Origin of the sequence: Achromobacter sp. (assembly GCF_032113835.1) — a bacterium.
Taxonomy (GTDB): domain Bacteria; phylum Pseudomonadota; class Gammaproteobacteria; order Burkholderiales; family Burkholderiaceae_B; genus Achromobacter.
This window is the reverse complement of record NZ_DAMCTG010000122.1, coordinates 1-11,657: the sequence shown is the minus strand read 5'-3', so window position 1 is coordinate 11,657 and position 11,657 is coordinate 1. Positions and strand designations below refer to the sequence as shown.

Annotated in this window: 12 protein-coding genes; all 12 read right to left on the bottom strand. The window is 67.9% G+C overall.

The features are described 5' to 3' along the window. Nucleotides 1–278: 278 nt before the first annotated feature. The 12 genes from RT697_RS25375 to RT697_RS25320 all read right to left on the bottom strand — a co-directional run bounded on the left by RT697_RS25375 (nucleotide 279) and on the right by RT697_RS25320 (nucleotide 11,205). A complete protein-coding gene (locus RT697_RS25375; protein WP_313702423.1) occupies nucleotides 279–1,127 on the bottom strand; it encodes a DUF2950 family protein in 849 nt (282 codons plus the stop codon). A 23-nt stretch (nucleotides 1,128–1,150) separates the two neighbouring features. Continuing rightward, nucleotides 1,151–2,725, bottom strand: a complete 1,575-nt coding sequence (locus tag RT697_RS25370) for a DUF3300 domain-containing protein (RefSeq protein WP_313702422.1) — start codon at nucleotides 2,723–2,725, stop codon at nucleotides 1,151–1,153. 275 nt (nucleotides 2,726–3,000) lie between these two features. Next, nucleotides 3,001–3,216: a molybdopterin-binding protein gene (locus tag RT697_RS25365; RefSeq protein WP_006227327.1), complete on the bottom strand. Its 216-nt coding sequence runs from the start codon at nucleotides 3,214–3,216 to the stop codon at nucleotides 3,001–3,003. A 67-nt stretch (nucleotides 3,217–3,283) separates the two neighbouring features. Further along, the gene (locus RT697_RS25360) at nucleotides 3,284–4,183 is read right to left on the bottom strand and encodes an ATP-binding cassette domain-containing protein (RefSeq protein WP_313702421.1); all 900 of its coding nucleotides are present in this window, start codon (nucleotides 4,181–4,183) and stop codon (nucleotides 3,284–3,286) included. 34 nt (nucleotides 4,184–4,217) lie between these two features. Then, entirely contained in the window at nucleotides 4,218–5,054 is an 837-nt protein-coding gene (locus RT697_RS25355; RefSeq protein ID WP_313702420.1) for a MetQ/NlpA family ABC transporter substrate-binding protein, read from the bottom strand. A gap of 15 nt (nucleotides 5,055–5,069) precedes the next feature. Beyond that, the gene (locus RT697_RS25350) at nucleotides 5,070–5,732 is read right to left on the bottom strand and encodes a methionine ABC transporter permease (RefSeq protein ID WP_056566920.1); all 663 of its coding nucleotides are present in this window, start codon (nucleotides 5,730–5,732) and stop codon (nucleotides 5,070–5,072) included. Continuing rightward, the gene (locus RT697_RS25345) at nucleotides 5,732–6,532 is read right to left on the bottom strand and encodes a methionine ABC transporter ATP-binding protein (protein WP_313702419.1); all 801 of its coding nucleotides are present in this window, start codon (nucleotides 6,530–6,532) and stop codon (nucleotides 5,732–5,734) included. The genes RT697_RS25350 and RT697_RS25345 overlap by 1 nt, the downstream gene beginning before the upstream one ends. A 28-nt stretch (nucleotides 6,533–6,560) precedes the next feature. Then, nucleotides 6,561–7,781, bottom strand: a complete 1,221-nt coding sequence (locus RT697_RS25340; RefSeq protein WP_313702418.1) for an acyl-CoA dehydrogenase family protein — start codon at nucleotides 7,779–7,781, stop codon at nucleotides 6,561–6,563. Further along, nucleotides 7,781–8,596, bottom strand: a complete 816-nt coding sequence (locus RT697_RS25335; protein WP_313702417.1) for an ABC transporter permease subunit — start codon at nucleotides 8,594–8,596, stop codon at nucleotides 7,781–7,783. Before RT697_RS25335 ends, RT697_RS25340 begins: the two co-directional genes overlap by 1 nt. Further along, nucleotides 8,596–9,768: an FMNH2-dependent alkanesulfonate monooxygenase gene (ssuD, locus tag RT697_RS25330; RefSeq protein WP_313702416.1), complete on the bottom strand. Its 1,173-nt coding sequence runs from the start codon at nucleotides 9,766–9,768 to the stop codon at nucleotides 8,596–8,598. Before ssuD ends, RT697_RS25335 begins: the two co-directional genes overlap by 1 nt. A gap of 14 nt (nucleotides 9,769–9,782) precedes the next feature. Beyond that, on the bottom strand, nucleotides 9,783–10,376 hold the full coding sequence (gene ssuE / locus RT697_RS25325) for an NADPH-dependent FMN reductase (protein WP_056565117.1): 594 nt from the start codon (nucleotides 10,374–10,376) through the stop codon (nucleotides 9,783–9,785). Nucleotides 10,377–10,398: 22 nt separating this feature from the next. Next, nucleotides 10,399–11,205 carry a MetQ/NlpA family ABC transporter substrate-binding protein gene (locus tag RT697_RS25320; RefSeq protein ID WP_313702424.1) on the bottom strand — a complete coding sequence of 269 codons (807 nt, stop codon included), beginning with the start codon at nucleotides 11,203–11,205 and terminating at the stop codon, nucleotides 10,399–10,401. Nucleotides 11,206–11,657 lie beyond the last annotated feature (452 nt).

The following is an 11,657-nucleotide window of genomic DNA, read 5'->3' as shown; positions in this document are numbered from 1 at the left end:
CACGCCGAACAGGGCGTAGCGGACAAAAGACATGGGGTTCAATTTGGAGATCCGGCAAGGGAAAATCGGGCAGGCACCCGGTGCTCGCCATTTTAGGCACAGGCGCCTGACAAATGGGTCACAGGTGATGCCGGGAACGTGGCGCGACGGCAGGCCTTGACGCCAAACATGCACGCTTGTTGCGACCCAGCAACAAGCATCCAAATCGGGCCCGGATTGCGTCCGAATTGCGCCCGATTCAGGCCCCATTTTCCGCCCGGGTTTCGGCCCCGAAAAACCTACTTGGCGGGCGCCGGCTGTCCGTTCGCGTCCACCCAGTTTCCGGCGCGGATGTCGGCTTCCCGCAAAGCCGCCGCGCGTAAGGCCGAGGACGGTCCCAGATCGCTCTCCAGCACGCCGCCTTCCGGACCCACGACAAATGTGCCGATGCCCGTGTGCCCGTATCGCGCGGGCCACGCGACGATGCGGTACGCCTTGTCCGAGCCGCCCGGCAGGATCTTGTAGCGATAGCCGAAATACGCGTCGTCCACGGGCACGTCGGGGCCCATGGCCAGCGCGTCCGGACCAAAGGCCTGCTGCGGCGCACCCGGCACGTCGGGCCAGTACAGGCCGTCGCGCTCACCCGCGCGGCTGACCAGCCGGGTGGCGTACCGGCCCTGGCCGACGCCTTGCGCATACCGGGTCTGCGCGGCCTGAAGTTCCTGCAGGGTTTCGATGGCGGTCAGCTCGTTGCGGTCGATGGCGCGGCGCTGGATCTCCGCCTTGCCCGCCACCGGGTCGAAACGCCATCCCTGGCCGGCGCGCACCAGCGGCACCGGCAGCGTCCACCCGGAATCGCCCACCGCCACCCACGAACGCCCGCCGTCGGCCACGATGTCGTGCTTGCGCACCCACGCCGCCAGGTAGCGATAGATGTTTTCCTGGTCGACGCCGCCCGGCACAAGCTGCCGGTGGTTCGGGCCGAGCACCTTGCGCAGGGCGTCAACGTCGTTCAAGGCCAGCGCATCGGTAAACGCCTGCGCCGCGGCCTGAGCGCTGGGATACACGGCCTGCGACAGGGCGGGCGGCGACACGCCGAGCGCAAGGACCGAGGCCACGCACAGCGCACGCAAACGGGCGATCGTCATAGGAAGTCCCTTGTCCATGGTGCTTATCTCCGGCCGCCGCCGCGCCCGCCGCCGCCACCGCCGCGATGGACGCCTGCCCCGCCGCCACGATGCGGCGCGCTGGCGCCGGTGCTGCGATGCCCGCCGCCGCCGCGGCTCATTTCGCCGCGCTGGTTCTGCTGCCGCATGCGGTCGCCGTCGCCCGCGCCGCTCAGCGCATTGTGGCTGTTCGCCGCACGCGCCCGGTCGCGCGCGGCCGTCTCGTCGGCGCGCTGGCGCTGGGCCGCGGCCTGCCGGTCGTGGGTGGCGCCGCCGGTCCCGACGCTGGAAGCGCCGTCGCGCGGACGATCCTGCGTCGAGACGCCTGTTGACCGATTTTGGGCACGATCCTGGGTCGACACGCCAGTTGACCGGTTCTGCGCCCGATCCTGCGTCGACACCCCTGTTGACCGATTCTGGGCGCGATCCTGCGTGGAAACACCGGCCGTCCCTGCGGCGGCGCCGCGATCACGCCCGCCCTGTCCCGCTTGCGGTCCCTGCCCTTGCCCGCGGCCGGCAGCGCCGTCGCCCCGGCCTGCCCCCTGGCCGCGTCCGCCGTCCGCGCCGGAATGGCCCGCGATCGGCTGCCCGGTGCGCCCTTCAAAGGATTGCGCCGCCCGCTCCCGCGCGGCCTCGCGGGATCCTGCCGCCGGCGCCGCGCCCGCAGCCCGTTGGCCCGGGCCGCCTGCCTGCGCCCGGTTCTGCAGACCGGCCTGCCGCTGGCTGTCGAAGCGCTGGCGGCTGGCCTGATCCGCATAGGGCGCATTGCCGCGGTTGGCGGCATTGTGCTGCCAGGTCGACCGGTTGTTGTTGACGTTGTTGCGGTCGATGCGGTTGTTGACGTTGATGTTGTTGTAGCGGTTCACATCGATATCGACGTCGCCTCGGCCCCAGTCGGCGTCGCCCCACATCGAATTGATCGCCGCCACGCCAATGCCGAATCCGATCCCGGCCACCAGCGAGGTCGCAAACACCGACCCCGGCGGCGGGGGATAGTAATAAGGCGGATACGAGGGGTATGCCCACGAGCCGTAGACCACCGTGGGGTTGTAACTGGGCACGTAGACCACCTGGGGATCGGCCGGTTCGATCACCACGACAGTCTTGTCATTGGCAGTGGTGGTCTTGACCGTCTGCTGCGGCGTGCTTTTCAGGTTGCCGGCCTTTTGCGCCTGCGTGCGCAGCCGCTGGACGGAATCCATGACGGCCTCGGGCTGCGCAAGGAACGCGTCGCCCACGGACTTCACCCAGCCGGGCTCGCGGCCCATCATGTCCATGACCGAGGGAAAGGCCACCAGCGACTTGACGCTGGGGTCCCAGGTTTCGGCGTCGACGGCGCGCACGGCATCGTCGCCGGATTGGTCGGTGTGCGCGGCCGACCACTTGGCTGCGGCCGCGACATCATCGGGGTATGTGGACCCCATCAGGATCTGCGAGAGCAGCGCGTCCGGATAGAGCGCCACGGGCGCCATCAACTGATCAAGCTGAGCGTTGCTCAGCTTGGTTTGCGCCATGGCGGGAAAAGAGAGTGACAGCCCCAGACACATCAGGCCGATCAACCACGTTCGCAGTCGCTGCATTTCCGTTCTCCGAACACAGAGCAAGACGCCACAAGCCAGGAGGGAACCGCCGGATATCGCGAAGACAATATATGCCTAACGCCTGCAGTTTGGAAGCGCCGGCGGCGCGGCGAGATGCGTAGGTGTCTGACACCCTGGGGAGATGGCCGACAGCTTGCTGAGGTCGAGGTGTCTGACACCCTGGGGAGACGCTCGTCAGCTTGCAGCAGCATCTCAAAGGGTGTCAGACACCGGCGGTAGACACCGGTCGTCAGCCTAGGACCGCGCCCTTCGGCCTACAGCTTGGCGACGGATACCTCGGTCGCCTTCACGAACGCCAGGACCTCGGTGCCGACCTGCAGGTCCAGTTCCTTGACCGAGCGGGTGGTGATGACCGACGTGACGATGCCTGCGGGCGTGTCGACGTCGACCTCAGACACCACCGGGCCAAGGATGATTTCCTTGATCTTGCCGCGGAACTGGTTGCGGGCGTTAATGGACTGGATGCTCATGGTGTTGCTCCTGAAAGATGAGGATGACGCCACGTGGGCGCCGGGTAATTAATGCCGGCTCGCTGCGTCAAACAGCGAGCCTCAGATGCCGGATCTGGATGACGGGCGCTAGCGGCCTGCCGTCCGGACCCGGCGTGTCGGGTTGTCCCAACGCGGCGCGCAGCACGCGCGCCTCCAGCGCCGTGAAGGCGGCCGATCCGCGCACGCGCGGACGCGGCAGGTCCACGCGCACGTCCAGCGTCACGCGGCCCGCGTCCAGCACCAGGATCCTGTCGGCCACGGCCACCGCCTCGGCGGCGTCATGGGTCGCCAGCACGGCTGTGAAGCCTTGCCGGCGCCATGCGGCTTCCAGATCGCCCTGCATGCCGATCCGGGCCAGCGCGTCCAGCCGGCCCAAGGGCTCGTCGAGCAGCAGCAGGCCGGGCCGATGCGCCAGCACGCGGGCGAGCGCGACGCGCTGGCGTTGGGCTTCGGTCAAACTGGCGGGCCAGACATTGGCGTGGCGCTCCAGGTCCACCTGCCGCAACGCGGCAAGCGCCCGGTCACACTCGGGCAATCCCAGCGCGACGTTGTCGATCACGCGCTTCCACGGCAGCAGGCGTGCATCCGCCAGCAGCACGCGAACACGATGGTCCGGCGCCCACAACGGAAAGTTGTCGAACAGCACGGGCGAGCGCAGCGGCGCGCCACCGTGTTCGCCGGTCGGGCTGGCATCGCCGGCCAGCAGACGCAGCAGCGCGCGCTTGCCGCAGTCCGCACGCCCCACCACCGCCACGAACTCGCCGGCGGCGATGTCCAGGTCCAGCGGATGCAGCACGTCGCCGCCATCGCGCCCGGCCAGCTTGCGCAGGGTCACACGCAGGGGCGCGGGGCGCGCGGCGTCCTCGTCCGGCGCATTGTCCCGCTCGGCGTCGCCGGGCGCGTGCAAATGCTGGAAAAGCTCGAACTCGTTGGGATGGATGAACATGGCGGCCCGCCGGCGTATGCCCCTGCCCGCGACCCTAGCGGGCCGCCTCCAGCTTCTGCTGGTAATCGGTCTTCACAAAGCCGGCGAACGACTTCTCGGTGACCGCCAGGAACTCGGGGGACGCGTACGCCGCCGCGATGTCCTTGACGAACGGCTTGTCGCGATCCGCCGTGCGCACCGCCACCAGGTTCTGATACGTGGGCGTGGTCTTCTCCAGCGCCAGCGCCTCGGTCAGCTTCAGGCCGGACGCCAGCGCGAAGTTGCCGTTCACGAACGAGAAGTCGGTATCTTCCAGAGACCGCGGCAATTGCGCGGCTTCCAGCGGGATGATCTTGATCTTCTTCACGTTGACCGCCACGTCCTTCTCAGACACCTGCAAAGGGTCGTAGCCGTCGCGCAGTTTCACCCAACCCAGCTCCTGCAGCACGACCAGCGCGCGCGCCTGGTTGGTGGGATCGTTGGGCACCGCCACGCTCACGCCGTCGGGGGCCGCGTCGACACGCTTGTACTTCTTGCTGTAGATGGCGATGGGCGCGGTCGGCACCTTGACCAGTTCGGACAGCTCAAGCTTGTTCTTGGCCGCGAAGTTCTTCAGATAGACGATGTGCTGGAACGCGTTGGCATCCAGCGCACCCTGCGCCAACGCAAAGTTGGGCTGCACGTAATCGTTGAACTCGACGATCTTGACCGTATAGCCCTGCTTTTCCAGGATGGGCTTGATGCCCAGCTTGATCTGGTCGCTGTACGGCCCGGCCGTCGCGCCGAACACGATTTCCTTCTTGGCGGGGTCGGCCGCGTGGGCGGTTCCCCCGAAGGCCAACACGGCCAGCATGGCAAGCGTTGGGGCCACGAGATTGCGGGTAAGCAGCATGAGCGTCCTTTGGAGTCAGCGTTTGTCGATGCGTCGCGCGACGGTATTGCCGGCGAACTGGATGATCTGCACCAGCACCACGAGCAGCGCCACGGTCAGCACCATCACGTCGGTCTGGAAGCGGTAATAGCCATAGCGGATGGCCAGGTCGCCGATGCCCCCGCCGCCCACCACGCCGGCCACGGCCGAGTAGGAGAGGAAGCTGACGGCCAGCACCGTCAAGGCCAGCACGAGCCCCGAGCGCGCCTCCACCAGCAGCACGCGGCGCACGATCTGCAATTCCGACGCGCCCGCTGCGTGCGCGGCTTCGATCACGCCGCGCGGCACTTCGCGCAGGCATTGCTCGACCAGCCGCGCGAAATACGGAATGGCCGCAAAGGACAGCGGCACCGCTGCCGCGACCGGCCCGATGGAAGTTCCCGCAATCACCCGCGTGAACGGCACCAGCGCGACGAGCAGGATGATGAACGGAAACGACCGCACGGTATTCACCGTCCAGCTCAGCAACCGGTGCAGCACCGGGCGGTCCAGCGACTGCCCCGGCCCGGTCAGGAACACGAGGATGCCCAGCGGGCCGCCAAGCAGGATGGAGGCGGCCAGCGCGATCGCCAGCATCAGAAAGGTCTGTCCGACCGCCACGCCCAGTTCGGGCAGCAACTGCACAAAGGTGTCCAGCATCATGCAACCTCTTCGTAGGGGTGGGTGGCTTCGCGGATCAGTTCGCGGCCCAGCGGCGAGGACAGGTGCACGTTGGCGCCCGAGATCTCGGCCTGCTCCAGGACCTCGCCGTTCTCCATCACGGCCACATGGCGGCAGAGCGCGCGCACCACGGCCAGTTCGTGCGTGACGATGACGATGGTGACGCCCAGGCGCTTGTTGATGTCGCGCAGCACGCTCAGCACCGAGCGCGTCGTTTCGGGATCGAGCGCGGACGTCGGTTCATCGCACAGCAACACGGCCGGCTCGCTGGCCAGCGCGCGCGCGATCGCCACGCGCTGCTTCTGGCCGCCCGACAACTGCGCGGGATGGCTGGCTGCCTTGTCGGTCAGGCCCACGATCTCCAGGCAGTCGCGCACGCGGTCGGCGATCTGCGTCTTGCTGCGTCCGCCGTGCACCCGCAGCGCGAACGCCACGTTCTCGAACACGGTCTCGTTCTGCAGCAGGTTGAACTGCTGGAAGATCATGCCGATGTTCTGCCGCGCCGACCGCAGGTCGCGCTTGGACAGCGCGGTGAGCTCGGTGCCGGCCACGCGCACGGCGCCTTCGTCCGGCCGCTCCAGCAGGTTGATGAGGCGCAGCAGCGTGGACTTGCCCGCGCCGCTCTTGCCGATGATGCCGAACGTGTCGCCGGCGCGGATCGACAGCGACACGTTGCGCACGGCGTCAAAGCGTCCCGCGCGCGTGGCGAACGACTTGCTCACCGCATCCAGGCGGATGACGGGCTGCGGCACGGCGGGGATGTTGGAAATATCGGTCATTGCGATTGCATCAGGCATTGCGGTTGCATCAGGAATAAGCAGTGGGTTCGGGCGCCTGGTCGAGCAGCGCGTACCGCCCCAGGTCGCGGATCTTGTAGGAGACCGGGTCATGCAGGGTGTGGACGCGCGCATTGCGCCAGTAGCGGTCGTAGCCGTAGCGCGCGGCGGTGGCGCTGGCCCCGGTCACCTCGAACAGTTCCGAGCCCACCGCCAGCGCGGCGCGATGCGCCAGCACCTTGGCCTGTGCGCCGGCCACGGCGACCTCCCCGCGTTCCTGCGCCGTGACCGACGGCCCGCGCGCCAGCGCCGCGTCCAGCTTCAGTCCGGCCAGGTCGGCCAGCGCCTCTGCCGCCTGCACGCGCAGCCAGAATTCGCCGAAGCGCTCCTGCACGTAGGGATCATCGGCATGACGCTCGACGCCGGACGCGAACCACGGCCGCGCCTCGTCGCGCACATAGCGGCGCGCCTCGTGAAAGGCGCCGCGCGCGATGCCCAGATAGAGATTGGTCATGATGAGCTGCGCCACCTGCGAACGCAGCGTGGCGCGTGCCGTGGGCGTGACGCCCGGCGCCTGCAACACCTGGATGGCTTCCAGACGCACGTGATCGAAGCGCACGGTGCCGCTGTCGGTCTGACGCTGGCCGAACGCATCCCAGTCGGGATTGACGGTGATGCCGTCGGCGTGCGTGGGCAGCGCGGCGATCAGCGCGGTGCCCGAAGGCTTGTGCCAGGCCGAGAACGTCAGGAGGTCCGATCCGACCGAGCCGGAGCTGAAGCTCTTCACGCCGTCGATGCGGTAGCCGTCCAGCTCCGCGCGGGCGATGACGCGGCGGTCCAGCGGATTGAGCGCGTTGCCCCAGAAAAGCTCGCGCTCGGCGGTGGGCGCCAGAAAGTAGGCCTGCTGCTCGGGCGTGCCGTACAGCAGCACGCCGGCCACCTGCAGATGATGAAAGCCGAACACGTGCGCAAGTGCGCTGTCGACTTCGGCCAGGCGGCGCACGGCCGCCAGCACGGTCGACCAGTCTGCACCCGTGCCGCCGTAGGCGGTGGGAATGGACAGGCGAAGCAGGCCGCTGGCGCGGATGCGTTCGCGCTCATGGGCCGCATGACCGCCCGCGCGGTCGCGTTCGACGGCGGTGACAGCCAGCTCGGCCGCCAGGGATTCGAGCGCGCCGCCGGCCGCATCGGCCGCTCCAGCGCTTGCGTCTTCATCGTGGCGCGCTTGGCGCAACAGGGAAATCTTGGCCATCAATCCATCCTTGAAAACAGTTCGGGCCGATGCGCGGGGCTCCAGCGCAGCAGGCGGCGCGCAAGCAGATGCACCAGCGCCTGCGACGCCGCGCTCATCGCGGCGTACAGCGCAATGCCGAGCAACAACAGGTCGGCGCGCGCGGCGATACGGCCCTGCTCGGTCAGCAGGCCAACGCCCGACGGCGCCGCAAACACTTCCAACGCCACCAGGATCAGCCACGCCAGCCCCAGGCCCTGCCGCAGCCCCGTCAGGATCGACGGCAATGCGCCGGGCAGGATGACGTGCAGGAACAGCGCCCAGCCCTGCAGGCCATGCGACCTGCCCGTTGCGATCAGTCCGGGATCCACCGCGCGGATGCCGCGCACCGTCTGGCGGTAAACCGGGAAGAAAGCGCCCAGCGACAACAGCGCCAACCGGGCCGTCTCGCTCACGCCGAGCCACAGCAGGATGAGCGGCGCGAAGGCGAGCACGGGCACGAGGCCCAGCGCCTGCAGCAAGGTGTCGGCCGGTTTACCGGCGCGCCGGGCGGTTGCGTTCATCGCGCCCAGGATCAACGCCGCTCCGCCGCCCAGCACCAGGCCTGCGAGCACGCGCAGCAGGCTGGCGCCCGCATGGATCCGCAGCTCGCCGCTGCGCGCCAGCGCCACCGCGGCGGCGGCAACCGTCGATGGCGCGGGCAGCAGGCGGTCGGACAGCCAGCCGGTCTGCGCGGCGGCCTGCCATGCGACGAGGACGAGCAGGGGCGCCAGCGCGGGCGCCAGCCAACGCGCGGCCCGCAGGTTCGGGCTGGGAAGCTTGCGCGGGTCAGACATCAGCTTGCCGCTTCCTTGGGCACCAGCTCAGTCGCCATGACTTCGCCGAAGGGGCCCGTCAGCACGGTGCTGCCGGGCTTGCGCTCGCCCTTGCCGGGCAGCAGCGGAAACACCAGTTCGGCAAATCGGTACGACTCTTCCAGATGCGGGTAACCGGAGAAGATGAAGGTGTCGATGCCGAGGTCGGCGTACTCCTGGATGCGGGCGGCGACGGTTTCCGGATCGCCAACCAGCGCGGTGCCGGCGCCGCCGCGCACAAGGCCGACCCCCGCCCACAGGTTGGGCGAGATCTCCAGGTGCGAGCGGCCGCCGTTGCCGTCGGTCAGCTTGCCCCCGTGAAGCGCGGCCATGCGGCGCTGGCCTTCGGAATCCATCTTGCCGAACGCGGCCTGCGCGGCCTGCACGGCGTCTTCGCTGAGATGGCTGATGAGTTCGTCAGCCGCGGCCCATGCCGCCTCGGTGGTCTCGCGCACGATGACGTGCAGCCGGATGCCGAAGCGCACCGTGCGTCCATGCCGCGCGGCGCGGGCGCGCACGTCGGCGATCTTGCGCGCGACGGCATCGGGCGGTTCGCCCCAGGTCAGGTAGACGTCGAGCTGCTCGGCCGCGAGTTCGTGCGCGGCCTCGGACGAGCCGCCGAAGTACAGGGGCGGATACGGTTTCTGGACGGGCGGATAGATGACCTTGCCGCCCTTGGAGACGAGCTGCTCGCCTTCGAAGCTGAAGCCTTCCGCCTGGTGGCTGTTTTCAAGGATGCCGCGCCAGATCTTGAGATAGTCGGCGGTGATGGCGTAGCGCTGGTCGTGGCTGACGAAGACGCCGTCGCCCTCGAGCTCGCCGGGGTCACCGCCGGTGACGACGTTGACGAGCAGGCGGCCTTCGGACAGGCGGTCGAAGGTGGCGGCCATGCGCGCGGACACTTGCGGCGAGCTGACGCCGGGGCGGATGGCGACGAGGAATTTCAAGTTGCGGGTGGCGCCGATGAGGCTGGAGGCGACGACCCACGCGTCTTCGCAGGACCGCCCGGTGGGCAGCAGGACGCCGTCATAGCCGAGCGTGTCGGCAGCGACGGCGACCTGCCGGAAGTAGTCATAACTGGCGGCGCGCGCCCCGCGGCTGGTGCCGAGGTAACGGGAATCGCCGTGCGTGGGGATGAACCAGAAAACATCCATGCTGAAACTCCGGATCAGACGCTGAAGCCGCCCGCGAGGGCAAGGCGGCCAAGGTCGTAGGCAGGGTGGACGGCGCCGGCGCGCGGCTGCACGTGTTCGGACAGACGCTCGACGGAATCCTCGAGCCGCCCGCGCACGTCGTCGTCGATGTCGGCGTTGCCCAACTCATCGAGCCGCACCTGTTTGTCGGTGGCGTAGACGCCGGCCAGGATGTGCCGCGCGCCAAGCGCGGACAGCACGGGCTTGAGGCCGTATTCGAGGGCAAGCAGATGCGCGGGACTGCCGCCGGTGGCGATAGGCAGGACGACCTTGCCGGCGAGCGCCTTTTCATCGAGCAGGTCGAGCACGGCCTTCAATCCGCCTGAGAACGAGGCTTTGTAGACGGGCGTGGAAATGAGTACGGCATCGGCGGCTGCAACCCGTGCACGCAGGGCGCCGGCAGCCGCGCCGGTGTAGTGCCCTTCGATGAGTTCTTCGGCGGGGATGTCGCGCAGGCCCAGTTCGCTGATGCCAAGTCCGCGGGCACGCAGGATCTGTGCGGCGTGGCGAAGCAACGCGGAGGAACGGGACCGCTGCGACGGACTGCCCGCCAGGGTGAGGATGCTCATGGTGGTCTGCCGGGGCAATGCGTTAGAAGGCGGGAACAAGCGAGCCTTTGAATTCGCGCTCGATGTAGGCGCGGACTTCGGGCGATTGGTACGCGGAGACAAGTTTCTTGACCCAGGGCTGGTCGCGGTCTTTGGTGCGCACGGCAATGAGGTTGGCGTAGGGACCGTCGGCAGCCTCGCGGCCGATGGCGTCGCGGGCGGGCACCAGGCCGGCCTGTTCGGCGTAGTCGTTGTTGATGGACGCAGCGGTCAGATCATCAAGCGACCGCGGCAGCTGCGCGGCATCCAGCGCAATCAGCTTGATCTTGCGGGGGTTGGAGACGACGTCGAGCGGCGTGGCGGTGTTCTTCTGCTCGGCTTCGGGCTTGAGGGTGATGAGCCTGTAGGCGGCAAGCAGACGCAAGGCGCGATTGCCGTTGGAGGGGTCATTCTGAATGCCGACGGAGGCGCCTTCGGGCAGCTCGTCCAGCGATTTGATCTTGCGAGAGTAGAAGCCGAGGGGCGCCGTGACGGTAAGGCCGACGGGCACGATGTCAAAGCCGCGTGCCTTGATCTGGTTGTCGAGGAAGGGCTTGTGCTGGAAGGCATTGGCGTCGAGGTCACCGGCGTTGAGGGCGGCGTTCGGGAGCTGGTAGTCGTTGAACTTGACGAGCTTGATCTGCAGGCCGTCACGGGCGGCGACTTGCTTTACGACGTCGAAGATCTTTTCGGCGGTGCCTACGGAGATGCCTACTGTGATCGAGTCCTTGTTGTTGTTTTGGGCGTGCGTCGGTGCGGCGAATGCGAGCGTGAGTGCTGCAGTGGTCAGGAGGCGGAGCAAGGGGGCCATGTTGATAGGTGTCCGATGAGTGAATGCTTGATGAGGTGATTCTGTCATCGGGGTTTGCGGCCGAAAAATACTTAGTCGATATGAGGTTATGTGTGTAAACGGTGGGGGTGTTAGCGCGGATGGTGATTTGAGATGTCGGGGTGGTGATGGTGATGGGTGGTTGTGGTGGTTGTGGTGTCGTGGTGTCGTGGTGTCGTGGTGTTGTGGTGTCGTGGTTGTGGTGTTGTGGTGTTGTGGTGTCGTGGTTGTGGTGTTGTGGTGTCGTGGTTGTGGTGTTGTGGTGTTGTGGTTGTGGTTAGGATGCTGGTTGAGGATTGGGTTCTTTAGACGCCCGGCGCGGCATGGGCCTGGGGCGGGCGGGGCTACGATTGCGGTCCGGAGCCTTCGCTCCGGACTGCCCCGTCCTCAACCTCGTCCGCCTTCGGCTCCCTTCGGTTTCCGTCGGGCGCATC